Genomic DNA, 25166 nt, shown 5'->3' on the forward strand with positions numbered 1-25166 from the left:
GTGAGCAGGCTCCATGTCGTCAGCGGCAAGGGCGGCACCGGCAAGACCACGGTCGCCGCTGCCCTCGCCCTCGCCCTGGCCACCGAGGGGCGCCGTACCCTCCTGGTCGAGGTCGAGGGCCGGCAGGGCATTGCCCAGCTGTTCGAGACCGAAGCGCTTCCCTACGAGGAACGCAAGATCGCGGTGGGCCCCGCATCAGAGGGTGCATCGCGCAGCGATTCCGTTCGGGGTGGTGGCGGGAGACGGGCGGGCGAGGTCCACGCCCTGGCCATCGATGCCGAACGCGCCCTTCTGGACTACCTCCAGATGTTCTACAAGCTCGGCAGCGCGGGCCGGGCCCTGAAGAAGCTCGGCGCGATCGACTTCGCCACGACCATCGCCCCCGGCCTGCGGGACGTCCTGCTGACCGGCAAGGCGTGCGAGGCGGTCCGCCGCAGGGACAAGCAGGGCAGATTCGTCTACGACGCGGTGGTGATGGACGCCCCGCCGACCGGCCGCATCACCCGCTTCCTGAATGTCAACGACGAGGTGGCCGGTCTCGCGAAGATCGGCCCGATCCACAATCAGGCGCAGGCCGTGATGCGGGTCCTGAAGTCACCGGAGACCGCGGTCCATCTGGTGACGCTGCTGGAGGAGATGCCCGTCCAGGAGACCGCGGACGGCGTCGCCGAGCTGCGCGCCGCCGGCCTCCCCGTCGGCGGCATCGTCATCAACATGACCCGGCCCGCGCTGCTGGACAACGGCGATCTCGACCTCCTCGCGGCCCGCGGGGCGCGGGCCGGCGTCGCCAAGGCGCTCTCGCAGGCCGGGCTGGGCGGGGCCCGCCGCGGCGGGCTGGCCGACCGGCTCATCGACCCCCTGCTGGAGCAGGCCCGCGAGCACGCCGAGCGGGTCGAGCTGGAGCGCGCCGGGTACGCCGAGCTGACCGCGATCGGCCTGCCCACCTACGAGTTGGAGCTGCTCCCCGAGGGAGTCGACCTCGCCGGGCTGTACCAACTGGCCAGAGACCTGCGGAAACAGGGGCCCATATGACCTCCGACGACACGACGCTGGACGACTCGGCCCCGCGGCTGGAGGTCGATGCCCTGCTCGACGACCCGCGCACCCGCATCGTCGTGTGCTGCGGTTCCGGCGGCGTCGGCAAGACCACCACCGCCGCCGCACTGGGCGTGCGCGCCGCCGAGCGCGGCCGCAAGGTCGTGGTGCTGACCATCGACCCGGCCCGGCGGCTGGCGCAGTCGATGGGCATCTCCGAGCTCGACAACGTCCCCCGCCAGGTCAAGGGCGTGGACGAGGCCGCCGGCGGCGAACTGCACGCGATGATGCTGGACATGAAGCGCACCTTCGACGAGATCGTCGAGGGCCATGCGGACGCCGACCGGGCCCGCGCGATCCTGGAGAACCCCTTCTACCAGTCCCTGTCGGCCGGTTTCGCGGGCACGCAGGAGTACATGGCCATGGAGAAGCTGGGCCAGCTCCGTGCGAGCAACGAGTGGGACCTGATCGTCGTCGACACGCCCCCGAGCCGCTCCGCGCTGGACTTCCTGGACGCGCCCAAACGCCTCGGCTCCTTCCTGGACGGCAAGTTCATCCGCGTCCTGATGGCGCCCGCGAAGGTCGGCGGCCGGGCCGGCATGAAGTTCCTGAATGTCGGCATGTCGATGATGACCGGCACGCTCAGCAAGCTCATGGGCGGTCAACTCCTGCGCGATGTCCAGACGTTCGTGGCAGCCATGGACACCATGTTCGGCGGTTTCCGCACCCGCGCCGACGCCACGTACCGCCTGCTGCAGGCCCCCGGCACGGCGTTCCTCGTGGTCGCCGCGCCGGAACGGGACGCGCTGCGTGAGGCGGCGTACTTCGTCGAGCGGCTGGCCGCCGAGCAGATGCCGCTGGCCGGCATGGTCCTCAACCGCGTGCACGGCAGTGGCGCCGCCCAACTCAGCGCCGAGCGGGCCCTGGCCGCCGCGGAGACCCTGGGCGAGGGCCTCGCGGAGGACGACGGCGCCGATGGCGTCCACACCGAAAATAATCTTGAACCAACCGGCATTGTGGATCTCGACGGCGGGAAGGATGCCTCCGGTACCGCCGGTGGCCTCTCCCCCGCTGCCGCCGCGGACCCGGCAGCACCCACCTCGGCCTCGGCGGCTCAACTGGCCGCCGGGCTCCTCCGCCTGCACGCGGAACGTATGCAGGTCCTCGCGCGCGAACGGCGCACCCGGGACCGCTTCACCGCACTCCATCCCGAGGTCCCCGTGACGGAGGTCGCCGCGCTGCCCGGCGACGTCCACGACCTCGCGGGCCTGCGCGCCATCGGCGACCGCCTGGCGCTGACCGGCGCCACCACGGACCACGACACCGACGACTGAACCGACGACTCACACCGCCGACCGAACCGCCGCCCACATCGGACGCTGAAGCGCTGCCCGAACCGCCGCCCGAGCCACCGTCGACGGGCACACCGGACACATCCGGCACCGCACTTCACCGGCGCTGTTCCGCCGGCCGGCCCTGTTCCACCGGCCGGTGCGTCCCGGCCGTCCGGCTATCCGACCGCGGCGTACTCGTCGAAGGTCTCGTCCTCACAGTCCAACGGCAGAATGCCGGTGCTGCGCTCGTATTCCGTGCGCGCCGTCTCCAAGAGGCGACGCCATGACGTCACGGTCGGGCGGCGACGCAGCAGCGCCCTCCGCTCCCGCTCGGTCATTCCGCCCCACACGCCGAATTCCACCCGATTGTCCAGGGCGTCGGCCAGGCATTCCGTACGCACCGGACATCCGGTGCACACCGCCTTGGCGCGATTCTGCGCCGCACCCTGAACGAACAGTTCGTCCGGATCGGTAGTGCGGCAGGCTGCCTGTGCATTCCAGTCGGTTACCCAGCTCATGCTGGCGCCGTCCTCTCCCGAATCGAGGCTCCCCCACGGCGGCAAACGGCATATTCACCGTTGCCAGTTGAGGACGTTACGGAAGGCGGACAGGGCGCAACACCCCCTTCGGGCCCAATCTTGAATGGCCCGAACGGACTATGCGTACGCGGCAGATCACCCAACGGAGTGACCGTGCGGCATACGTCACATTGCGCACAAGGCGGGACAGTTCACCGCCCTGACACGGGGTTTCTGTCGGCACACGCGGACACCTGGGGGCTCGGTCCGCGAGAGGTGGGGGTTGACGAACTGAGGCGTAACCATTCGGCTGTGGCAACTGAGTACAGGCTAAGCGAACAGGTGCGCCCCTGTCCGGCGAATGGGAACCTCGGCGCCTCACGTGCGCCGCGACCGCGCCCGTAGGCCACCGACGGATCACATCCGGCCGAGCACGGAGATCAGATCCGGCCGGAAACGAAGAGCGCCGCACGACTGCCCCGGAGGCCGGTCCGGCCGGGGACGGAGAACACGTGCGGCTCGCCGCCGAGGTCACGGCCGGATCGCCCCGAAGTCACCATCCGGTGCCCGAACGGCCCCGGGCCCCCGCTCCGTCCGCACGTATGTGGCAACGGATTAGGCTGCCCCCATGGCTAAGAAGCGCGATGGCGGGGGTCTGTCCACGACGCAGCGGACCGCCAGGTTCCTCGGTGTCAGCGTCCTGGCCGGAGCGGTGCTCGCCGGTATCGCGCTGCCGGCGGCCGGGGCGCTGGGCCTCGCCGCCAAGGGTTCGGTCGAGGGCTTCGACGAGATCCCGGCGAACCTCAAAACGCCACCGCTCAGCCAGCGGACCACCATCCAGGACTCGGACGGCAACGAGATCGCCAAGGTCTACTCCCGTGACCGCACGGTCGTGAGCCTGAAGAACATGTCGCCGTACATCCAGCAGGCGATCGTCGCCATCGAGGACGCGCGGTTCTACCAGCACGGTGCCATCGACGTGAAGGGCATCCTGCGGGCGCTCAACAAGAACGCCCAGTCCGGCGGCGTCTCCCAGGGCGCGTCGACGCTGACCCAGCAGTACGTGAAGAACGTCTTCGTCGAGGAGGCCGGCGACGACCCGGACAAGGTCGCGCAGGCCACCCAGCAGACGATCGGCCGCAAGGTCAAGGAGCTCAAGTACGCGATCCAGGTCGAGAAGGAGCTCGGCAAGCGCAAGATCCTGCAGAACTACCTCAACATCACCTTCTTCGGCGAGCAGGCGTACGGCGTCGAGGCGGCCGCCCAGCGGTACTTCAGCAAGCACGCGAAGGACCTGAACCTGGAGGAGTCGGCGCTGCTGGCCGGCATCGTCCAGTCGCCCAGCCGCTACGACCCGGTCAACGACCCGCAGGAGGCCACCCGGCGGCGCAACACCGTGCTGCAGCGGATGGCCGACCTGAAGAACATCACCCAGGAGCAGGCCGACGCGGCCGCCAAGAAGCCGATCAAGCTGGCGATCAGCCGGCCCAAGAACGGCTGCATCACCGCCACCGACGGCGCCGGCTTCTTTTGCGACTACATCCGCAAGGTCTTTCTCAGCGACAGAACTTTCGGCAAGAGCCGCAAGGCCCGTCTGAAGCGCTGGGACCAGGGCGGCCTGACCATCCGCACCACCCTCGACCGGCAGACCCAGAAGTCGATCCAGGACTCCATCGGCAAGCACGTCTACGAGGACGACCCGGTCGCCACCGCCGCGACCATCGTGGAGCCGGGCACCGGCAAGATCCTCGGCATGGGCCAGTCGCGGCCGTACGGCTTCCGCGGGAACCAGACCATGCTCAACCTCTCGGTCGACCACAACATGGGCGGCGGCGCCGGCTACCAGCCCGGCTCGACCTTCAAGCCGGTGATCGCGGCGGCCGCCCTGGAGCAGGGCACCAGCCCCGAGCAGGAGTACCCCTCGCCGTACCGGATGCCGTACCCGAGCCCGGTGCAGACCTGTGACGGGGAGTGGCACGGTTCCCCGGCCGACGTCACGCAGAACGAGAACCGCAAGGAGGTCGGCCCGTACGCCATGAAGGAGGCGACCGCGAAGTCGGTCAACACCTACTTCGTGCAGCTGATCAGCGACATGGGCATCTGCCCCGCGGTCAAGATGGCGCAGAAGATGGGCATCGAGCGGGCCGACGGCAAGCCCTTGCAGCAAGTTCCGTCGATGACGCTCGGGGTGCAGGAGATGTCTCCGCTGACCATGGCGGCCGGTTACGCCGCCTTCGCCAACGGCGGCGAGTACTGCTCGCCGGTCGCCATCGAGTCGATCACCGACGCCCGCGGCCGGGCCCTGAAGGTCCCGCAGACCAGCTGCCGTACGGCGATGTCCAAGAAGACCGCGGACACGATCAACACCCTCCTCAAGGGCGTCGTCGAGGACGGCACCGGCAAGGAGGCCGGCCTCAAGGGCCGCGACAGCGCCGGCAAGACCGGCACCACCGACAGCCGCTACGCCGCCTGGTTCGTCGGCTACACCCCGAACGCGGCCGGCGCCGTCTGGGTGGGCGACCCCCAGCACCAGCGCAAGATGTACAACATCACCATCGGCGGCGTGGCCCACGACAAGGTCTACGGCGCCGACACCCCCGGCCCCATCTGGCGCGACGCGATGACCGGCGCCCTGGCCGGCCGGCCCGCGCCCGCCCTGCCCACCGTCCCGATCGACGACCCCGACAAGGGCAAGGCCTCGGGCGACGACAAGGGCAGCGGCAAGCACAAGCCCGGCCGCGGCCACGGCGGTGACAACAAGCCCGGCGGCGGCTGGCACCTCCCCGGCTGGCCCGACATCCTGGGTGGCGGCAACGGCGGGTGGTAGCGGCCCGGTTGGCGCCCGCCTCCTGGGGCCGAGAGACAAGCGAGGGGCCGCCCCAGCCGGTGCTGGGGCGGCCCCTCGTCCGTCATCTCGTCGTCCGTCTCGCCTCGCCGTCCGTCTCGCTTTCACCGCGGGCGCCCGAGCTTCCGCCCGTGCCCCTGACGGGTTGCGCCTGACGGGTCACGCCTGACGGTTACGCCCTGACAGGCGAGGGCCTCCGTCCGTACACCGCGGGTGGGCGCCTCAGTCCGGACGCTTGCGGGTGCGGTGCGGGACTGCGTCCGGAACGCTCAGCCGGCCAGCAGCTTCTTCACCATTCCGGCCACCCGGCCGCCCTCGGCGCGCCCGGCCACCTTCGGGTTGACGATCTTCATGACCGCGCCCATCGCCTTCGGTCCCTCGGCGCCGCTGCCCTTGGCCTCCGCCACCGCCGCCGCAACCAGCGACTCCAGCTCCTCGTCGGTCAGCTGCTTGGGGAGGTAGTCGGCGAGCAGCTCGCCCTCGGCGCGCTCCCGCGCGGCCGACTCGCTCCGGCCGCCCTGCTCGAACGCCTCCGCGGCCTCCCGGCGCTTCTTCGCCTCCCGCGCGATGATCTTCTCGACCTCGCCGTCGGACAGCTCGCGCGCCTCGGTGCCCGCGACCTCCTCCTTCTGGATCGCGGTCAGCGTGAGACGGAGGGTGGAGGAACGCAGCTCATCGCGCGTCTTGATCGCTTCGGTGAGGTCGTGCTGCAGCTTGGACTTGAGCGTGGTCATGCCGTCGAGTATGCCCCCACCCACCGACAACCGCCGCGCCTTTTCCCGGCCCCCGCCGCGAGCCCACGGCCCACCGGGCCCCGCCGAGCCGCCGGATCCGCCCCCACCCGTATGAGCCTCCGCATGGGCCTCCGCCCCGATGCCCTCCACGCGTACGCCCCCCACCCGTACGCGAACAGCACCCGTACGCGAAGGACACCCGTATGCGAACGGCACCCGCATACGTAGGCGCCCCGGCCCCACGCACCGGCACCCGTACGGGCCCGGCCCGCCCGCCCCTCCCGGTGTACCGACCCCTCGCCACTCTGCGACGATGGGACCCATGCGCGCGCGATACGGAGTACCCCTGACCCTGACCGCAGTCGGCGCGGCCGGCCTCGCCTACGCCGCCGGCTACGAAGTCCGCTCCTTCCGCCTGAGGCGGGTCACGGTCCCCGTACTGCCGCGCGGTATGCGCCCGTTGCGCGTCCTGCAGGTGTCGGACATCCACATGGTCAGCGGCCAGCGCAAGAAGCAGCGCTGGCTGCAGTCGCTGGCCGGGCTGCGCCCCGACTTCGTCATCAACACGGGTGACAACCTCTCCGACCCCGAGGGCGTCCCGGAGACCCTGGACGCGCTCGGCCCGCTGATGGAGTTCCCCGGTGCCTACGTCTTCGGCTCGAACGACTACTACGGCCCCAAGCTCCGCAACCCGGCCCGCTACCTGATCGAGCGGGTCCAGGGCCGCCACGGCCTCAACGGCAACGCTCCCGTCGTGGGCGCCGTCCACAACCCGTGGGAAGAACTGCGCGACGCCTTCGACGCGGCCGGCTGGGTGGGCCTGTCCAACACCCGCGGCCGCCTCAAGCTGGAGGGCGTCGAGATCGCCCTCACCGGGCTGGACGACCCGCACATCAAGCGCGACCGGTACGCCGAGGTGGCCGGCGGCCCCGAAGCCGGCGCCGACCTCTCCCTCGCCGTCGTCCACGCCCCGTACCTGCGCTCCCTGGACGCCTTCGCCGCCGACGGCTACCCGCTGATCCTGGCCGGCCACACCCATGGCGGCCAGCTCTGCATCCCCTTCTACGGGGCGCTCGTCACCAACTGTGACATCGACACCGACCGGGTCAAGGGACTGTCCACCCACACCGCCGCCGGCCGCACCTCCTACCTCCACGTCTCCGCCGGCTGCGGCACCAACCGCTACACCCCGGTCCGCTTCGCCTGCCCCCCGGAAGCGACCCTCCTCACCCTCACCGCCCGCGACTGAGACACACGCCTGATCCGGGGAGGCTCCCCCGCTCGGCGAGCCTCCCGTACGGATCGCTGAGAGTGCGCGCGGGGGAGGGAGACCGCGCGCCCACTCCCGGTGTGAACCGCCTCGGAGGACGTTCCTGTCGGACGTTCCTGTCGGACGTTCCGGTCGGGCTTTCCTCCCAGTGGGGCGTACCGCCCGGAGGGGTCTCCCTGCTCCCTGCGGCCCCCTCCCCCTAACGTGGAGGAATGTCCGACCCCAACCGGACCTCGCAGTCCACGCGCCACGCCACCGGTCCGGCCGGCGCCGCCGCCCGGACTCCCGCCGCGGCCGTCGCCCCCGCGACCCGCCACCCCCTGGCCGCCGTCTACCGCCTCCTGATCACTGCGACCGCCCTGACCGGCCTGGTCCTGGCGGCCGTCGCCACCCACCACCCCGTCCGCCTGCTCGCCTCCTTCACCGCGCAGGCCGGCCTCGCCGCCGCCCTGGTCTCCGCCGCCTCGGCGCACCGCGCCTGGACCGGCCGCCGCCCCCTGAGCCCCGGCCTCACCGGCGCCGCCCTCTCCTTCCTCACCCTCACCGCCGTCCTGCACCACGCCGTCCCCGCCACCTCCACCACCGCCTTCGCCCTCCCGAGCCCCACCCCCGGCGCGCCCGCCCACTCCCTCGCCTCCCTCCTCCTCACCACGCTCACCCCGCTCGCCGCCCTCGCCGACTGGCTTCTGCTCACCACACCCCGCGGCTTCCGCCCCCGCCACGCCTGGCAGTGGCCGGCGTACCCCGTCCTCTACCTCGCCGCCACCCTCGCCCTCCCCACCACGACCGGCACCCGCCCCGGCAGCCTCACCACCACCCTCACCACCGCCCTGGCGAGCTGCCTCCTCCCCGTGATCACCATCGCGATCGACCAGGTCAGGCCCTCCCCACGTCTCTCCCGGAACCGGATTTCGCCTACGGGGATCGGTCCGCTAAAGTAGAGCTCGTTGCTTCGGGGTGTAGCGCAGCTTGGCAGCGCGCTTCGTTCGGGACGAAGAGGTCGTGGGTTCAAATCCCGCCACCCCGACTGAAGGAACACCAGGTCAAGGGCCTGATCCGCATCGCGGATCGGGCCCTTGATCCATTTCTGGGATCGCTCGGGAGGCATACCGGAGAAGATCTTCGTGTGGGTGGCTCAGCAGGCGGTCGCCTGCAAGGTGTGGCGAGCGTCTCACGCGGCGGCCCGTAGTTGCGTGTTCGCGCATCCAGCTCCCAATTCGCCTCTGAGGACTGCCGAGGATCTTCTTCGGTACGAAGGTGACGGGCGGCGGGGTGGGCGGAGCGGACGGAGTGGCCGCCCTAGGGTCCCGTTGGGGCGGGCCCTTGTGACCTCCAGCCGTGACCTGTGTCCGGGACGGATTGTGAGCGGCACATCCCGCTGCGCCACCACTGACACAGGGGCCAGGGTGGCGAGTTCACGATGGATCCGCTGCCAGGACGCCAAGGCCCCACCGGGGGCACCACGCAGATCTACCTCGTGGCCGGTGTGGACTCCTACGAGTCTTCCCAGCGCAACGGCACCCACCCTCCTGCGCCTTCAGGCCCACCGGTGACGGCGGGTCAAGCCGGCCTCCGGGGAACGACCCGGGTGGTGATCTCGTTCACACCGGATCCGGTGCCCCCCTCAACGCCGCGCCATTCGGCGCCGGTCCCTCCCCTCGTGGGGACCGGTGCCGAACAGCGCGGGCGGCGGCGATCCGCGCCCCCCGTACCGGCGCGGATCCGGGCGGGCCGGACCGTGGTCGACGCGGCGGCAGTCCGGGCCGGGCCGGCTCCTCGCGTCCTTGGGGCCTCGTGCTGAGGCGTCCCGCTGGCTCCATCGGCAGTCACCACCGGTTGGTGATTCCGGCGGGCGGTGGCCGGGAACAGGCGTCAGGAGTTGTTGCTCCGGAGGGCCGGGCTTGCCTGGCCGGGCAAGGCCCGGGTGCTGCGCCGTTGGCTCGTGATACTGCCAGTCGTGCGTCCCGGCGAGGAGATTCCGGAGTCGGGCCGGGGGCTTAACCACAGGTCAGCCCGCTAAGGTGAGTTTTCCGGTCCGGATGTCCAGCCGCGGGGGAAGTAAGGAGTGGAGACCTTGAGTTCCGACTCAGGGGCACGCTCAGCCTTCGCCGAGCGTCTCGCGCTGCTGTACAAGGAGGCCGGCAACCCTCCCCTCAAGAAGGTGGCCGAGGCGGTCGTCCGGCTGCAGCGGGTCGACGAGCGAGGGCGGCCGGTCAGGGTGTCCGTACAGCGGATCAGCGACTGGCGGCGGGCCAAGAACGTGCCCGCGCAGTTCGCCGCCCTCGCAGCGGTGTTGCAGGTGCTGATCCCTCAGGCCCGGCGCTTGCGGCCGGTGCCGGTCTCCACGGGCCTGTACGACCTGGCCCAGTGGCAGCGTCTGTGGGAGCGGGCGGTCGGCGACCGTGCCGTGGCGTCCGCGCAGGAGGAGGAACGCCCCCCGGACGAGGCCGCGCCCGTACCCGGTGTGTGCCCGTACCGCGGGCTGGCGTCGTACCGTCCCGAGGACACCCGGTGGTTCTTCGGCCGGGAGCGGAGCACGGAGGCCCTCGTCGCCCAGCTCCGTGCGGCGGAGCGGACGGGTGGCCTGGTGATGCTCGTGGGCGCCTCGGGGGCCGGAAAGTCGTCGTTGCTCAACGCCGGGCTGTTGCCTGCGTTGCGGGGCGGCGGGCGGGACGACGACACGGGCGGTGGGGCGCGGGAGGTGCTGCAGCTCGTGCCGGGGAGTGATCCGATCGGCGAGCTGATCCGCCGGATTCCCGAGCTCGCCGACGTTGTCCCCACCGGCACCCCCACCGGCACGCCCAACGTCGTCCCCATCGCGCCGGAGCGCGCGGCCACCGAGCCCGCGCCCACCGAGCCGACGGCCACCGAGCCCGCGGCGACGGTGCCCAACACCGGGGTAAATCCCCTCACTCAGACCAAGTCCGACACCCCGGCATCCCCTCGAACCCCCAAGCCCCCCAACCCCCCACCCACCCCCGGCACCCCCCGCTTCGCGCACGCAGTGCGGGAGGCCGTTTCGGGCTGGGCGGGGCGTGGGGCGGTGGGTGCTGCTCGGCCGGTGGTGATCGTGGACCAGTTCGAGGAGGCGTTCACCCTCTGTTCCGACGAGGCGGCGCGGCGGACGTTCATCCAGCTCCTCCACGCCGCGTGCACGCCCTCCCCCGAGTTCCCGGCTTCGCCCGAACAGGGGGGACCGCCACGCTCCGGCGACCCGGCCCCCGCGCTCGTCATCATCGGCATACGCGCCGACTTCTACGAGAAATGTCTCGGATATCCCGAACTGGCCGATGCGTTGCAGCACCGGCACATGGTGCTCGGCCCGCTGACCAGCGCGGAGCTGCGGGAGGCGGTGACCGGTCCCGCCAAGGCGGTGGGGCTGGAACTCGAACCGGGGCTGGCGGAACTGATCGTCCGCGAGGTGAGCGCCGACGGCCCCGACGGTGCGCACGACGCGGGGGTCCTGCCGTTGCTCTCGCACGCCCTGCTCGCCACCTGGCAGCGGCGGAAGGCGGGACGGCTGACGCTGGCCGGCTACCGCGCGGCGGGCGGCATCCAGGGCGCGGTGGCAGCGACCGCCGAGCGGGCCTGGTCCGGTCTCGACCCGACGGCACGCACGGCCGCACGGCTGCTCCTCCTCAGGCTCGTCCGGCTGGGCGAGGACACCCAGGCCACCCGTAGGCGGGGAACGCGGCGTCAACTGGCGGACGAGTCGACCGATCCACACAAAACGGAGGAATCGCTCGAAGTGCTGGTGCACGCCCGGCTGGTGACGCTCGACGCGGAGGCCGTGGAGATCACCCATGAGGCGCTGCTGCACGCCTGGCCCCGGCTGCGCGACTGGATCGACGAGGACCGCAACGGCAATCTGCTGCGCCAGCGCCTGGAGGAGGACGGCCGGGCCTGGGAGGGCTCGAACCGCGACACGTCGCTCCTCTACCGGGGTTCCCGGCTGGAGCAGGCCCGCAGCTGGGCGGCGTCCGCCGGTGACACGTTCCTGACCCGCAGTGCGGTGGAGTTCCTGGCCGCCGCGGTGCGGCTGCGCCGGCGCACGGTGTGGCTCAGCCGTGGCGCGGTGGCGGCCCTGGTCGTCATGGCGATGCTGGCTCTCGGTTCGGCGGTGGTGGCGTGGCAGCAGCGGGACGACTCGCTGTTCCAGCAGGTGCTCACCGAAGCCGATCGCGCCCAGTACACGGACCCGTCCCTCTCGGCCCAACTCGACCTGGTGGCGCACCATCTGCGGCCCCACGACGAGGGCGCGAACAACCGGCTGCTCTCCATCGTGAACGCCCCGCTGGCCACCCCGCTCCGGGGCCACACCGGCGCCGTCTACCTCACCTCGTTCAGCCCCGACGGGCGGACCCTGGCCACCGCCGGCTACGACCGGACCGTCCGGTTGTGGGACGTGCGCGACCGGGGCCGCCCCGAGCCGCTCGGCAAGCCGCTGACCGGACACACGAGTTGGGTGAGCAGCGCGGTCTTCGGCCCGGACGGGCACACCCTCGCCAGCGCCGGTGACGACGGCACGATCCGGCTGTGGGACGTGACCGACCCCCGTCACCCGTCCCGGCTCGGCCCGCCGCTGGCCGGCCACCAGGGCACGATCTACCTGGTCGCCTTCAGCCCGGACGGCCACACCCTGGCCTCCGTCGGCGACGACCACACGGTCCGCCTGTGGGACGTGGCCGACCCGCGCCGCCCGAAGGCGCTCGCCACGCTGACCGGCCACACCTCCGCCGTACGCTCCGTCGCGTTCAGCCCCGACGGGCGGACGCTCGCGGCGGGCAGCGACGACGAGACCATCCGGCTGTGGGGGGTGTCCGATCCGCGGCACCCCAAGCCGATCGACAGGGTGCTCACCGGCCACACGGACCTGGTCCACTCCGTGGCCTTCAGCCCGGACGGCCGGACCCTCGCGAGCGGCAGCGCGGACGACACCATCCGGCTGTGGGACGTGTCCGACCCGGAGCACGCCGAGCCGATCGGCTCCCCGCTCACCGGCCACACCGGTCCCATCTGGTCCGTCGCCTTCAGCCCCGGCGGCGGGATGCTCGCCGCGGCCAGCGCGGACAGCACGGCGAGCCTGTGGAACGTCAGTGATCCGGCGTACCCGTCACAGGTCGGCGAGCCGCTCGCGGGCAGCAGCGGCGAGATGTACGCCCTCGGCTTCAGCCCCGACGGCCGGACCCTCGCCACCGGCAGCGGTGACAGCAAGGCCCGCCTGTGGTCGATACCGGCCTCGGACATGATCGGCCGGAACGGGACGTTCCGGCCGGACGGGCGGGTGCTCGCCACGGCCGCGCGGGACGGCCGGGTCCGGCTGTGGAACGTGCACACCCGCGGCCGGCCCGTGCCCCTGAGCAGACCGTTCATGCGCGCGGACGGCTACCACCGCTCGATGGCGTTCTCCCCCGACGGCCGCACCCTTGTCGTACGGACCGGGCACCGGACGGTGTACCTGTGGAACGTCACCGATCCGGCCCGCCCGGTCCCGGCCGGGCCGCCCCTCACCCTGCACACCCGCTTCGCGGGCCCCGACTCACTGGCCTACAGTCCCGACGGCCGCACCATGGCCACCGCCTACGACGACCGCACCGTCCAGTTGTGGAACGTCGGCGACCCCTCCCATGTGGTTCCGTTCGGCCCCCCGCTCACCGGCCACAAGGGCTTCATCAACTCCCTCGCCTTCAGTCCGGACGCCCGTACGCTCGCCAGCGGCAGCGCGGACGGCACCATACGGCTGTGGGACGTGTCCGACCCGCGTCACCCCGCCCGGTCCGGCGCCCCTCTCCGGGGGCACCTCGGCCCCGTCAACGTGCTCGCCTACAGTCCGGACGGCCGTACGCTGGCCAGCGGCGGCGACGACGACACCGTCCGGCTGTGGAACGTCACGGACCCCCGCAGGACGACACCGCTGGGCCCGCCGCTCACCGGCCACACCGAAGCGGTCGTCTCGCTGACGTTCCACCCGGACGGCCGGACCCTGGCGAGCGGCGGCGACGACAACTCGATCCGGTTCTGGAACGTCTCGTTCCCTTCCCGGGCCACGCCCATCGGCCAGGCGACCAGCCCCAACGCCAAAACGGGCAATTTCCTGTCGTTCGGCCCCAAGAGCCACCTGCTCGCGGTGTCGAGCGGCGCCGGCACCGTCCGGCTGTGGAGCCTGGACCCCGACCCGGCGATCCGCCGCATCTGCTCGACCACACGGGGCGTCCTGACACCGGAGAAATGGCGCGAGTACCTGCCCCACCTCTCGTACGAGCCACCGTGCGGCGCGTGACGACTACCTGGGCTTACGACGACCTGGACCTACGTGACTCCGATCACAACTAAGGGTCCGGGTTAAGCAGTTGACTCCCGTCGTGCTGACAGCCTTGCTACTCTTGGCGGCAGCCCGATCGCTGGTGCATCCCCCGTCGCCAGCGATCGGGCGCTTTCATGCCCACTGTTACCGATTCATGCCTGTTCATCCCGGTTTCCCGGCTCGCCCTCTCCTCAACTCGTCAACACCTCTTTATGAGTCGTAACCTGGTGTTGTCCGGCCGCCCGGCCGCGATCGACCCGCCGACCGAGGCACCTCAGCACCTGAGCAACAGAGCACCGAACGACGGGACGGTGAGAGGCGATGGCAGTGGCGTACGAGCAGATCGCCGACCAGCTTCGGTGGTCCATCCGCGCAGGCCGGCTGAGGCCCGGGGACCGCCTGCCCGCCGAGTCGAAGCTCGCCGAAGAGTTCAGACGCAGCGTGCCGACCGTCCGGGACGCGCTCCGGGTGCTGCGCGACGAGGGCCTGATCGAGAAGCAGCACGGGCGCGGCAATTTCGTCCGGCGCGCCCGCACCACGACCGTACGCACCAATCTTCGCCACCAGTGGGAGAAGAACCGCGCCCGCCGCCCCCTGGAGGAGCGGGCCCGGACCGGCGCGACCGAGCACGAGACCGGCCTGCAGGTCGACGACCTGATCTTCCATGCCGCCTACCGCGAGACCACGGCGGACCAGGACCTCGCGGCGGCATTCGGCCTCCCCGAGGGCACCCCGCTCCTCGCCCGCTCCTACCGGACGCGTTGCGCGGCCGAGAGCGCCCCCTTCAGCCTGGTGACGTCCTACCTCGTCCACGACCTGATCGCGGCGAACCCGGATCTGCTCGACCCGGCCAACGAGCCGTGGCCGGGCGGCTCGCAGGCCCAGCTCTGCACGGTCGGCATCGAGGTCGACCGCATCGAGGAGCGGGTCACCGCCCGCCCGCCGACGCCCGAGGAAGCGGCGGAGCTGGAACTCCCGCCCGGCACCTCGGTCCTCGTACTCCGCAAGACGTCGATCGACATCCAGGACCGGGCCGTTGACGTCTCGCACGTCGTCCTGCCCGGCGACCGCACGGAAATGCTGTTCACCACTCCCCTGGAAAGGTGGTGAGTGCCGTGCGCCGGCGCATCATCATCGTCACGGCCGTCCACGCCCCCTCGGCCCCTTTCCTCCCGGAGGCGTACAAGTCCCTCCGGGAACAGGAACTTTCCGAAGGATGGGAGTGGCACTGGGTCGTCCAGGAGGACGGCCACACCGACGGCGTCGCCCCGTATGTCCCCGACGACACGCGGGTGACCTTCCGCCAGGGGCGGGCCGGCGGCCCCGGTGTCGCCCGCACGCTCGCGCTGGCCCATGCCGAGGGTGAGTACCTCAAGGTCCTGGACGCCGACGACCAGTTGGCGCCCGGCGGGCTCGCCCGCGACCTGGCCGCCCTGGAGGCTGACCGCGGCCTCGGCTGGGCGACGTCCCGCGCCCTCGACCTGCTGCCCGACGGCTCGACCGCCGGTTTCCCGGGCGACCCGGAAACGGGGCCGATCGAGCGCGGCGCCGTCCTCGACTTCTGGAAGGCGAACGACTTCCGCGCCCAGGTCCACCCGGCCACCCTCTTCGTGCGCCGCGACCTGCTCCTCGCCCTCGGCGGCTGGATGGCCCTCCCCGCCTCGGAGGACACCGGTCTGCTGCTCGCCCTGAACGCCACCAGCCGTGGCTGGTTCTCCTCGGAGGTGGGCCTGCTGTACCGCAAGTGGCCGGGCCAGGCGACCAGCCAGCCTTCCCACACGGACACCGCGGAGCGCCATGCACGGATGGCGATCGCCGAGGCCCGGGCACGCGCCCTCGCGCACGTCAACTGGCGCTATCCCGGGGCCGATGGCTGAGGGTCGACGGCTGGGGGGCGATGGCTGAGGGTCGACGACTGAGGGGCGATGGCCGAGAGCCGTTCGCTGGCGGCCGGCGGCTGAGGGGCCATGACGGCGAGATGAGGAGATCGTGCAGCGGTTCCGCAGCCGCGTCTCTGGCCTGTTGATGCCCGGCGTGCCACCCTGCGCGGCACCCGTTGGCCGGCCCCGGCGGACGCCGTACCGCGGCCGACGACGACAGCCGATGCAGGCAAGGAGACCGCCATGACCGAGCTCCGTGGAGACGAGCAACGCCGGAGGAACACCTCGCAGGACACCCTCAGGGAGCGGCACACCGCCCGCGCCCGAAGCGCTTCCGCCCGTACGGCCGGCGCCTGCCGCTTCGCCGGTTTCGCGGCCGACCCCGGCTCCGTGGTGGCCGTGCCGGCGGCGGCCTCCGCGAAGGCCGCCAATGCCCTCCGTCTGTCCGCCGACGCCGTCGCCGCGCTGACCGCGGGCAGCCCGGACCCCGCCGCGGACGCCCGGCACGCACGCAACGCGGCCGCGGCCGCCGTCCTCGCCGCCCAGATAGCCCGTTCCCACGGCGTCAACCAGCTCTGCGACGCCGCGTACGACGCCGCCGTCAAGGCATCCCTGGCGGCGGGCAGGGCCGCCGGGCGGGACAGCCTGGGTGCCAGTGCCCCGCTGAACGCCGAAGCGGAGGCGGCCGAGGCCGACGCCGTCGCCGCCGCCACGGCCGCCGGCTGGACGTAGGCCCTCGTCCCCTCCCCTCCCCACCTGTCCGGCACCGCAAGGCGGTGCCGGACCGCGCCCCTCCGGAACACCCCGGACCACCCCGGAACGCCCCGGAACGCGCCCTCACCCCTGGTCGAAGGGAAGCTCCAGCATCCGGATCGCGTTCCCGCGCAAGAGCTTGTACGTCACCTCGTCCGGCAGCCCCGCCATGTGTTCGGCCGCCACCTGCTTCGTGTGCGGCCAGGTCGAGTCGACGTGGGGGTAATCGGTCTCGAACGTCGCGTTGTCGACCCCCACCGTCTCGATCGCCTCGACCCCGTGCTTGTCCCGGAAGAAGCAGCAGAAGACCTGCCGGTAGTAGTACGACGAGGGCGGTTCGGGGATCAGGTCCTTCACCCCGCCCCAGGCCCGGTGCTCCTCCCAGACGTCGTCGGCGCGCTCCAGGGCGTACGGGATCCAGCCCATCTGGCCCTCGCTGTACGCGAGTTTCAGCCGCGGGAACTTCACCAGCACGCCGCTGAACAGGAAGTCCATCATCGACGCCATCGCGTTGTTGAAGGAGAGCGCGGCCTGGACGGCGGGCGGGGCGTCCGGTGAGGCCGCCGGCATCTGCGACGACGACCCGATGTGCATGTTCACCACCGTCCCGGTCTCCTCGCACGCCGCGAAGAACGGGTCCCAGTACCCGGAGTGGATCGACGGCAGCCCCAGATAGGTGGGGATCTCGCTGAAGGTCACCGCCCGCACCCCGCGGGCGGCATTGCGCCGGATCTCCGCGACCGCCAGGTCGATGTCCCACAACGGGATGAGGCACAGCGGAATCAGCCGGCCGCCGCTGTCCCCGCACCACTCCTCCACCATCCAGTCGTTGTACGCCCGGACGCAGGCGAGCCCGACCTCCTTGTCCTGCGCCTCGGCGAAGGTCTGGCCGCAGAAGCGCGGGAACGTCGGGAAGCAGAGCGACGCCTCCACGTGATTGAGGTCCATGTCCGCGAGCCGCGCCTTGGGGTCCCAGCAGCCGCGCCGCATCTGCTCCCGGGTGATCCCGTCCAGCGTCATCTCGTCCCGGGAGAACCCCACGGCCGCGATGATGCGCTTGTACGGGAAGATCTGCCCGTCGTACTCCCACCAGTCCGTGATCTGACCGTCCGGGTCCGTGGTGAACCGGTACTTCCCGCCCACGTACGCCAGCTCCCCGATGCCCGCGGTGAACGGCTTCGGCCCCCTGTCCTGGTACTTCTTCGGGAGCCAGGTCTCGAAGAGGTGCGCCGGCTCGATCACGTGATCGTCCACGCTGATGACCTTGGGAAGCTCCGCCGTGCCGCTCTCGTTGCTGATCACGCTGTACCCCCAACTGCCCGCCGGTGAGTCACTACGGGCCCCGAATCTGACGACCCATCAGTTCCGAGGCTATGACCTCCCCCTCGCGACGACAAGGCACGCCCGGCAACTCCCCGCCCGGCAATCGCCCCGCGGGAACGGCCGACCCTCACGGCCCGCGCCGCACCCCTTGCGGGATGAGCCGTCGCCCGCTGAACTTGCACACGCCGAACTGATCTGACACACCATCAGCTCGCGCTTTCCGTTGCGGACGAATCGAGAGGCGACAGGGACATGGCCATGCACACGTTCTGGCTCAGCGGCGCCGAGTGGTTCGCGGTCCTCCGGATCGGCCTCGGGCTGTGGTGGCTGGAGAGCTGGCGGCACAAGGACAAGAAGACCTGGTTCGCCGGCGGTGGCATCAACTGGGCGGCCGGCATCGCGGCCGAACACCGGTGGCCGGTCGTCCGCACGGGCTTCGACCGCTTCGTGAAGCCGCACCCCCGCCTGATGGCGCACCTCGTCGCCCACGCCGAACTCGCCCTCGGCCTCGGCCTGGTCACGGGCTTCCTCACGCCGATAGCCCTGGTCGCGGGCGCCGTGCTCAATCTGATCTACCTGGCGCTGATGATCCACGACTGGGCGGAACAGGGCCAGAACCTGATGATGGCGCTGATCTCGGTCGCCGGCCTTCCGGCGATGAGCTGGCAGAGCTGGTCGCTCGACGAGGCTTTGGGCCTGTTCCTGTAGCGATACTCGGCTCGACGCGAGTCGCGGGGGGCCGGCCTGGCGACGCGCTCGGCTCCTCGTGCCCGTCCAGCCCCCACCCCGTATCCCCCACCCCAACCGGCCATCCTCCATCCCCCATCCCCCAACCCTCATCGCCCAGCCCTCCTCCCCTGTCCGGAAAGTGCCTTACGGGGGCCGCACCGCCGTACCTAACCTGGTTTTTGTGACCGGATTTCAGATCTGGTCACGGGGTCACGGTCAGCGATCAGCAGCCGGGCTCCGGGGGCAGGCGCAGAGCCGATCGGGTGCGGGGGAGGGGGAAGTAGTCGTGGAGCGGGCGGAGCGCGGCGAGCGGATCCTGGAGGCGGCCGGGGAGTTGCTGCTCGCCTGGGGGTACGCGCGGGTGACGATCGAGGAGATCGCCCGGCGCGCCAAGGTGGGCAAGGGAACGGTCTACCTGCACTGGAGGACCAAGGACGCACTGCTCCTGGCCGTCATGCTGAAGGCGCAGGCCCGCAGCCAGCAACGGCACGTGGCGCGGCTCCGCGCCGATCCGCTGGAGGTCCTGCCGAGCCGGATGATGCGGGAGCGCTTCCAGGATTTCCTGGACGAGCCCGTGCTGCGCGCCCTGTACACCGACGACTCCGACATCCTCGGCCGGCTCAACGACCACGCCAAGAAGGAGTGCGCGGAGCTGATCGTCGAGGCCGACCGGACCCTGCGGCGCCATCTCGAGGTGCTGCGCGCACACGGTCTGGTGCGCACCGACATGGAGGTCCGCCACCAGCAGTACGCGCTGCTGGCAATCGCCACCGGGTTCTTCACCGCCGAGACGCTGCTCGACGAGCGGGCCCCGGACACCCCGGAAACGCGTGCCGAGATCCTGGCCCGAACGGTCCGGAGCACACTCGAAACCGCCCCCGACCACGCACACCGCGCCGCCACGGCGGCCGCTACCAAAGTCATCCCCCTCTACGAGCAGTTGGCGGACCTCGCTGCCCGTGAGATCAACCGCCAGGTGCGCCGCTGAGACCCAGCGGCAGACGCGTCGCCGCCGCGGGCGCGGTGGTGGCCGGAGACGGCGGCCGGTGACCGACCTCAGCCGCCTCACCCACTCCCGACCGGAGGAGAACGAAAGATGTCGGCATTACCCCGCTCCCCGCTCACCGCGCACGCCGGGAAACACCCGGGCGAGCCACAGCTGATGGACCCCGCGCTGATCAGCGACCCCTACGGCGGATACGGGGCGCTGCGCGAGCAGGGGCCGGTGGTCCGCGGCCGGTTCATGGACGACTCGCCCGCATGGTTCGTGACCCGTTTCGAGGAGGTCCGGCAGGTCCTGCGCGACCCGCGGTTCGCGAACAATCCGGTCGCCTCCTCTCTGGGCACCAGGCCCGAGGACTCGCCCACGGTGCGGCTGTTGGACATGCTCGGCTTCCCCGAGCACCTTCGGGTCTACCTGCTCGGCTCGATCCTCAACAACGACGCCCCGGACCACACCCGGCTGCGCCGGCTCGTCACCCGGGCGTTCACCGCACGCAAGATCACCAACCTGCGGCCGCGCGTCGAGGAGATCACGGACGCCCTGCTGGACCGGCTTCCCGAGCACGCCGAGGACGGCGTCGTCGACCTGATCCAGCACTTCGCGTACCCGCTGCCCATCACGGTCATCTGTGAACTGGTCGGCATACCGGAAGCCGACCGTCCGCAATGGCGTCAATGGGGTGCCGACCTCGTCTCACTCCACCCGGACCGGCTCAGCGTCTCGTTCCCCGCGATGATCGACCACATCCACGAGCTGATCCGGGAACGGCGCGGCGCGCTCACCGACGACCTGCTCAGCGAGCTGATCCGCACCCATGACGACGACGGCGGCCGGCTGAGTGACGTCGAGATGGTGACCATGGTCCTCACCCTCGTCCTGGCCGGTCACGAGACCACCGCCCACCTGATAGGCAACGGCACGGCGGCACTGCTCACCCATCCCGGCCAACTGCGCCTCCTCAAGGACGACCCGGCCCTGCTCCCGCGGGCCGTACACGAGCTGATGCGGTGGTGCGGACCGGTGCACCTGACGCAACTGCGGTACGCCACCGAGGACGTCGAGCTCGCCGGCACCCGGATCCGCAGGGGCGACGCCGTGCAGCTCATCCTGGTGTCGGCGAACCACGATCCCCGCCACTACACCGACCCGGAACGCCTCGATCTGACCCGCCATCCCGCGGGCCACGCCGAGAACCACGTGGGGTTCGGCCACGGACCGCATTACTGCCTCGGCGCCACGCTGGCCAAACAGGAGGGCGAGGTCGCCCTCGGGAAGCTGCTCGCACGCTTCCCCGACATCTCATTGGCCGTCGAACCGGAACACCTGGAACGTGCGCAGGTCCCGGGCAGTTGGCGGCTGGTGTCCTTGCCAATGCGGTTGAACTGAGATTCGCGGACGAACCGGGGCGGGGGGCGGAACCGCACCCCGGAGGTGGCGGGCCGGCCGGCCGCCCCGCCACCTCTCTCAGCTCGTATGTCGGTCGGTACTCCGGTTGGTATTCCGGTTCGCGTTCCGGTTCGCGTTCCGCTGCGTAGCGCTACTTGCCGGCCACCGAGACCCGCCAGGTGACCTGGTGCGAGCCCTCTCCCTCACCGCTGAAGATCACTGCTTTCGGCGCGTCGCCCTTCGGCAGCAGGTGGATGGAGCACTCGGTGACCATGCCGTTCGGCTTCACCATCTTGTTGGGGACGGCCTCCGGGCACTGGCTGACGCCGGGGCCGCCGATGTCGATCAGCGTCAGCTTCTGCACGGTCTGGCCGGCCGCGGTCTGCAGCGTCACCCCGTCGCTCATGCTGGGCAGCAGGTCGTACTTGCCGCTGTTCCGGTACTGCATGGTCACGTAGTACGGGACCATCTTCTTCTGATCCGCGTCCAGGTCGAAGCGGCTCAGGTCGGCGAGGGAGCCGACACGCACGCCCTTCGGGGTGATCCGCAGCGAGACGGGCCGCTTGTTGCTGTCTTCCGTGACCCCGTCGGCCGGCTTGCCCGCCGGCAGGATCCCGTCGGACGAACCGCCCGCGGCGCCGCCCTCACCCACCTTCCAGATAAGGGTGTCACCCCCGTCGTCCTTGTAGGAGACGGTCGTCGGCGGCTGTCCCTTGGGCAGCATGTAGATCTGGCAGATCGCGGCCGAGGCGCCGGCCGCCAGCTGCGACGTGCCGCCCTCACGGCACTCCGGCGGCAAGCCGGAGCTGGTGGCCAACGGGTTGGACTGGAACAGCGAGACCGGCTGGGCGGGCTGGCCGTCGGCCCCGTTGACGGAGAAGTTCCGCTCCGGGGACAGGTCCTTCACCGTCTTCTTGCCGGTGTTCGTGTAGGAGAAGGTGAGGTAGTACGGCACCTTCCCCTTCAGGTCGTCGTCCAGCCGGATGTGCGAGAGGTCGGAGTCCGAGCCGCGGGCCAGCCGCGTCGGGGTGATCCGCAGCGGGTGCGCCTTGTCGTCGGAGTCGGTCCAGGTGGCCTGACGGGGCGTGGCCTTCATCGGCAGCGGCTTGGCGGGCGTCACGGCCTCCGACGGCCCCGGCGCCGCCTTGCCGTTACCGGGCCCGCCACATCCCACGGCCAGCAGCATGAGCGCGCTGAGACCCGCGGCACCCGCGATACGTATCGGCTTCCGCACGGCAAATCCCCCGTTGTTCTGCGATGTTCCGCGTCATCCTGCAATGTTCTGCGGTGTTTCTGCGGTGCTCTGTGTTTCCTGCGACGTTGTGCGTCGGTGCCCGTCGTTGCCGTCTGACCGGCCGGGACCGGTCCGACACACTAGTCGGGGCGGTACGGCCGAACGGCACCGCCCCCGGGGCCCGCGCCGACGGGCCGGAAGGAACGCACCTCCACGAGGACGACCGGCCCGAAGCGAGTACAGGAGGGGCACGGGGGGCGGTCCCCGGGAAAGTGGCAGTAGCCGTCGTCGCCTCGAAGTCCGTGTACGTACCGGGTACTTCGTCGGCCGAGGCGTCACGGCTGAAACCGCCGGGGCCGGGGCCTGCTTTCCCGGGCGCACCGCGGCGCCGCCCGCGTCGTCGGCCTGGACTTCTCCGAACCGGCCGTGGAGGCCGCCCGCGAGCTCGCCGCCGAACTCGGCTACGGCCCGGACCTGACGCGCTGGGCCGACGCCGCCGCCTCACTCGTCGCGAAGCACTCCTGGTCATAAAAATCGCTCGCGCTGTGGATGGCCACCCGCCCGTCCCACCTCACGCGATGGGTCTCCCGCCAGTCGTCGGGACCGGTATGTCTTCGCATATCGCGAAGTTATCCACAGGGTTGTGGCCCTCACCGACGCATTTCGAGCGCCGGGCGCAGAATGGGCCCATGACTGACGAGACGACCGCAGGCCCCGACCGCTCCCCCGCCCCGACCCCTTCCTCGGCCGACCCCGACCGCTCCGACCGCTCCTCCGGGACGCAGACGGGCTCGGCCGACCCCATAACGGGCCCGGGAGCGTCGACACCTGACCCGGCCGGCTCGCCGATGACGGACACCGCTGACCTGCCTCCCACGGACACCGCGGACATGCCCCACTGGGAGAAGCGCTTCCGCGCCCCGCGGATCGGGCTGCCGGACTGGGCCGAGGACGCCCCGGACCGCTCGCTGTTCGTCTCGAACGCCACCGGCACCTTCGAGCTGTACGCCTGGGACCGGGCGACCGGTGCCCAGCGGCAGGCCACGGACCGGCCGAACGGCACGACGGACGGGACGCTCTCGCCGGACGGCGAATGGATCTGGTGGTTCTCGGACACCGACGGGGACGAGTTCGGCGTCTGGATGCGGCAGCCGTTCGCCGGCGGCCCGGACGAGCCGGCCACCCCCGGGCTCGCCCCCTCCTATCCGGGCGGGCTGGCCATCGGCCGCGACGGCACCGCGATCGTCGGCCGCTCCACGGACGACGACGGCTCGACGATCCACGTCGTACGCCCGGGAGAGCCCCCGGCGGAGATCTACCGCCACCGCGAGTCGGCGGGCGTCGGCGATCTCGCGCACGACGGCTCCCTGATCGCCATCGAGCACACCGAGCACGGCGACGCGATGCACTCCGCGATCCGCGTCGTCCGGCCCGACGGCTCCACGGTCGCCGAGCTGGACGACACCAACGGCGGCACCGAGGAGCTGGGCCTGTCGGTGCTGGGCTTCGCACCGGTGGACGGTGACTCCCGGCTGCTGGTCGGGCACCAGCGCCGGGGCCGCTGGGAGCCGATGATCTGGGACCCGCTGACCGGCAAGGAGACGGCCCTGGAGATCGACCTCCCGGGAGACGTCGGCGCCGACTGGTACCCGGACGGCTCGGCACTCCTCGTGGAGCACGAGTACCAGGCCCGGAGCGAGCTGTGGCGGTACGACCTCGGAGAGGAGCCGACGGGCGCGATACTGGCCCGCGTCGAGACCCCGGCCGGCACGGTCTCGGGCTCGACGGCACGGCCGGACGGAACGGTCGAGTTCCTGTGGTCGTCGGCCGCGCAGCCCCCGGAGGTGCGCTCGACGAGCGGTGCGGTCGTGCTGGACCCGCCCGGCATGAAGGCGCCCGGGTCGGTGCCGGTGCGCGACGTCTGGGTGGAAGGCCCCGGCGGCCGTATCCACGCACTGGTGCAGCAGCCTGCCGGTGACGGCCCCTTCCCGACGGTGTTCGACATCCACGGCGGCCCGACCTGGCACGACAGCGACTCCTTCGCCTCGTCCCCGGCGGCGTGGGTCGACCACGGCTTCGCGGTCGTCCGCGTCAACTACCGCGGCTCGACGGGATACGGCCGCGCCTGGACGGACGCACTCAAGCACCGCGTCGGGCTGATCGAGCTCGAGGACATCTCCGCGGTGCGCGAGTGGGCGGTCGACTCCGGCCTGGCGGACCCGGAGCAGCTGGTCCTGGCCGGCGGCTCCTGGGGCGGCTACCTCACACTGCTCGGACTCGGCACCCAGCCGGAGGCCTGGGCACTGGGCCTCGCGGCAGTACCGGTGGCGGACTACGTCACGGCCTACAACGACGAGATGGAAGCCCTCAAGGCCATGGACCGCACCCTCCTGGGCGGCACCCCCGAGGAGGTCCCGGAGCGCTTCGAGGCCTCGTCCCCCCTGACGTACGTGGACGCGGTGCGGGCCCCGGTCTACATCTCCGCCGGCGTCAACGACCCGCGCTGCCCGATCCGGCAGGTGGAGAACTACGTCCAGCGCCTGGAACAGCGCAGCCACCCGCACGAGGTCTACCGCTACGACGCGGGCCACGGCTCCCTCGTCGTCGAGGAACGCATCAAGCAGGTCCGCCTGGAACTCGACTTCACCCAGCGCTACCTGACCGCCCGGCGCCAGACCGCCTGACCGGCAGACCGCCAGACCGCCAGACCGGCAGACCGCCTGACCGGCAGACACCCGAAGGCAACAAGGCAGGAAAGCAAGAACGCCGGGCCGCCAGGCCGCCCCAGCCAGGCCGCAAGCAAATAAGACGGAAAGCA

The 25166-nt window shown here is 71.3% G+C and carries 17 protein-coding genes, 1 tRNA gene and 1 pseudogene; 15 read left to right on the forward strand and 4 right to left on the reverse strand.

The window, feature by feature from the left end; all coding sequences use genetic code 11:
- Both ACGF4C_RS00965 and ACGF4C_RS00970 read left to right on the forward strand, forming a co-directional pair.
- Positions 1 to 1032, forward strand: a complete 1032-nt coding sequence (locus tag ACGF4C_RS00965; RefSeq protein ID WP_393562222.1) for an ArsA family ATPase — start codon at positions 1 to 3, stop codon at positions 1030 to 1032.
- Positions 1029 to 2369, forward strand: a complete 1341-nt coding sequence (locus ACGF4C_RS00970; RefSeq protein ID WP_393562224.1) for an ArsA family ATPase — start codon at positions 1029 to 1031, stop codon at positions 2367 to 2369. Before ACGF4C_RS00965 ends, ACGF4C_RS00970 begins: the two co-directional genes overlap by 4 nt.
- Before the next feature lie 176 nt (positions 2370 to 2545).
- Here the strand turns inward: ACGF4C_RS00970 and ACGF4C_RS00975 are convergent, their stop codons facing one another.
- Complete coding sequence (locus ACGF4C_RS00975; RefSeq protein ID WP_393562226.1) at positions 2546 to 2887, reverse strand: WhiB family transcriptional regulator; 342 nt, start codon at positions 2885 to 2887, stop codon at positions 2546 to 2548.
- Between the two features lie 628 nt (positions 2888 to 3515).
- On the opposite strand from ACGF4C_RS00975, the gene ACGF4C_RS00980 reads away from it, so the two are divergent.
- Complete coding sequence (locus ACGF4C_RS00980) at positions 3516 to 5714, forward strand: transglycosylase domain-containing protein (RefSeq protein WP_393562227.1); 2199 nt, start codon at positions 3516 to 3518, stop codon at positions 5712 to 5714.
- 287 nt (positions 5715 to 6001) lie between these two features.
- Here the strand turns inward: ACGF4C_RS00980 and ACGF4C_RS00985 are convergent, their stop codons facing one another.
- The gene (locus ACGF4C_RS00985) at positions 6002 to 6466 is read right to left on the reverse strand and encodes a GatB/YqeY domain-containing protein (protein ID WP_030412583.1); all 465 of its coding nucleotides are present in this window, start codon (positions 6464 to 6466) and stop codon (positions 6002 to 6004) included.
- Positions 6467 to 6788: 322 nt separating this feature from the next.
- Here ACGF4C_RS00985 and ACGF4C_RS00990 point away from each other — a divergent pair, with 322 nt between their 5' ends.
- The 7 genes from ACGF4C_RS00990 (at position 6789) to ACGF4C_RS01020 (ending at position 16652) form a co-directional block, all read left to right on the forward strand.
- The gene (locus ACGF4C_RS00990) at positions 6789 to 7715 is read left to right on the forward strand and encodes a metallophosphoesterase (protein ID WP_030801414.1); all 927 of its coding nucleotides are present in this window, start codon (positions 6789 to 6791) and stop codon (positions 7713 to 7715) included.
- 233 nt (positions 7716 to 7948) lie between these two features.
- A complete protein-coding gene (locus ACGF4C_RS00995; RefSeq protein ID WP_393562230.1) occupies positions 7949 to 8677 on the forward strand; it encodes an integral membrane regulator in 729 nt (242 codons plus the stop codon).
- A gap of 12 nt (positions 8678 to 8689) precedes the next feature.
- Positions 8690 to 8763 (forward strand) — tRNA-Pro (locus ACGF4C_RS01000).
- A 1038-nt stretch (positions 8764 to 9801) separates the two neighbouring features.
- The gene (locus ACGF4C_RS01005; protein ID WP_393562231.1) at positions 9802 to 14016 is read left to right on the forward strand and encodes a hypothetical protein; all 4215 of its coding nucleotides are present in this window, start codon (positions 9802 to 9804) and stop codon (positions 14014 to 14016) included.
- Positions 14017 to 14361: 345 nt separating this feature from the next.
- Positions 14362 to 15150, forward strand: coding sequence for a GntR family transcriptional regulator (locus tag ACGF4C_RS01010; RefSeq protein WP_393562233.1), 789 nt, complete (start codon positions 14362 to 14364; stop codon positions 15148 to 15150).
- A gap of 5 nt (positions 15151 to 15155) precedes the next feature.
- On the forward strand, positions 15156 to 15917 hold the full coding sequence (locus tag ACGF4C_RS01015; RefSeq protein WP_393562235.1) for a glycosyltransferase family 2 protein: 762 nt from the start codon (positions 15156 to 15158) through the stop codon (positions 15915 to 15917).
- A gap of 246 nt (positions 15918 to 16163) precedes the next feature.
- A complete protein-coding gene (locus tag ACGF4C_RS01020) occupies positions 16164 to 16652 on the forward strand; it encodes a hypothetical protein (RefSeq protein ID WP_393562236.1) in 489 nt (162 codons plus the stop codon).
- Positions 16653 to 16757: 105 nt separating this feature from the next.
- Here ACGF4C_RS01020 and ACGF4C_RS01025 read toward each other — a convergent pair whose 3' ends face one another.
- Complete coding sequence (locus ACGF4C_RS01025; RefSeq protein ID WP_393562238.1) at positions 16758 to 17975, reverse strand: amidohydrolase family protein; 1218 nt, start codon at positions 17973 to 17975, stop codon at positions 16758 to 16760.
- A gap of 279 nt (positions 17976 to 18254) precedes the next feature.
- Between ACGF4C_RS01025 and ACGF4C_RS01030 the strand changes: the two genes are divergently transcribed.
- From ACGF4C_RS01030 to ACGF4C_RS01040, 3 genes are all read left to right on the forward strand, one after another.
- On the forward strand, positions 18255 to 18704 hold the full coding sequence (locus tag ACGF4C_RS01030; RefSeq protein WP_393562812.1) for a DoxX family protein: 450 nt from the start codon (positions 18255 to 18257) through the stop codon (positions 18702 to 18704).
- 307 nt (positions 18705 to 19011) lie between these two features.
- A complete protein-coding gene (locus tag ACGF4C_RS01035) occupies positions 19012 to 19713 on the forward strand; it encodes a TetR/AcrR family transcriptional regulator (RefSeq protein WP_393562240.1) in 702 nt (233 codons plus the stop codon).
- Between the two features lie 108 nt (positions 19714 to 19821).
- Positions 19822 to 21114 (forward strand): cytochrome P450, encoded by a 1293-nt coding sequence (locus ACGF4C_RS01040; protein ID WP_393562242.1) that lies wholly within the window; start codon positions 19822 to 19824, stop codon positions 21112 to 21114.
- 151 nt (positions 21115 to 21265) lie between these two features.
- Here the strand turns inward: ACGF4C_RS01040 and ACGF4C_RS01045 are convergent, their stop codons facing one another.
- Positions 21266 to 22348, reverse strand: a complete 1083-nt coding sequence (locus ACGF4C_RS01045) for a hypothetical protein (protein WP_393562244.1) — start codon at positions 22346 to 22348, stop codon at positions 21266 to 21268.
- A gap of 354 nt (positions 22349 to 22702) precedes the next feature.
- Between ACGF4C_RS01045 and ACGF4C_RS01050 the strand changes: the two are divergent.
- Positions 22703 to 22822 (forward strand): annotated as a pseudogene (locus ACGF4C_RS01050) (class I SAM-dependent methyltransferase); the annotation flags it as partial.
- Positions 22823 to 23196: 374 nt separating this feature from the next.
- Positions 23197 to 25032 (forward strand): S9 family peptidase, encoded by a 1836-nt coding sequence (locus ACGF4C_RS01055; RefSeq protein WP_393562814.1) that lies wholly within the window; start codon positions 23197 to 23199, stop codon positions 25030 to 25032.
- Positions 25033 to 25166 lie beyond the last annotated feature (134 nt).

Origin of the sequence: Streptomyces sp. NPDC048197 (genome assembly GCF_043202395.1) — a bacterium.
In the GTDB taxonomy this organism is placed as follows: Bacteria; Actinomycetota; Actinomycetes; order Streptomycetales; family Streptomycetaceae; genus Streptomyces; species Streptomyces siderophoricus.

Bases quoted from the DNA above. Each gene is read 5' to 3' on its own strand.
- ACGF4C_RS00970 (WP_393562224.1), top strand. From the start codon at position 1,029: ATGACCTCCGACGACACGACGCTGGACGACTCGGCCCCGCGGCTGGAG.
- ACGF4C_RS00975 (WP_393562226.1), bottom strand. From the start codon at position 2,887: ATGAGCTGGGTAACCGACTGGAATGCACAGGCAGCCTGCCGCACTACC.
- ACGF4C_RS00980 (WP_393562227.1), top strand. From the start codon at position 3,516: ATGGCTAAGAAGCGCGATGGCGGGGGTCTGTCCACGACGCAGCGGACC.
- ACGF4C_RS00985 (WP_030412583.1), bottom strand. From the start codon at position 6,466: ATGACCACGCTCAAGTCCAAGCTGCAGCACGACCTCACCGAAGCGATC.
- ACGF4C_RS00990 (WP_030801414.1), top strand. From the start codon at position 6,789: ATGCGCGCGCGATACGGAGTACCCCTGACCCTGACCGCAGTCGGCGCG.
- ACGF4C_RS00995 (WP_393562230.1), top strand. From the start codon at position 7,949: ATGTCCGACCCCAACCGGACCTCGCAGTCCACGCGCCACGCCACCGGT.
- ACGF4C_RS01010 (WP_393562233.1), top strand. From the start codon at position 14,362: ATGGCAGTGGCGTACGAGCAGATCGCCGACCAGCTTCGGTGGTCCATC.
- ACGF4C_RS01020 (WP_393562236.1), top strand. From the start codon at position 16,164: ATGACCGAGCTCCGTGGAGACGAGCAACGCCGGAGGAACACCTCGCAG.
- ACGF4C_RS01030 (WP_393562812.1), top strand. From the start codon at position 18,255: ATGCACACGTTCTGGCTCAGCGGCGCCGAGTGGTTCGCGGTCCTCCGG.
- ACGF4C_RS01040 (WP_393562242.1), top strand. From the start codon at position 19,822: ATGTCGGCATTACCCCGCTCCCCGCTCACCGCGCACGCCGGGAAACAC.
- ACGF4C_RS01055 (WP_393562814.1), top strand. From the start codon at position 23,197: ATGACGGACACCGCTGACCTGCCTCCCACGGACACCGCGGACATGCCC.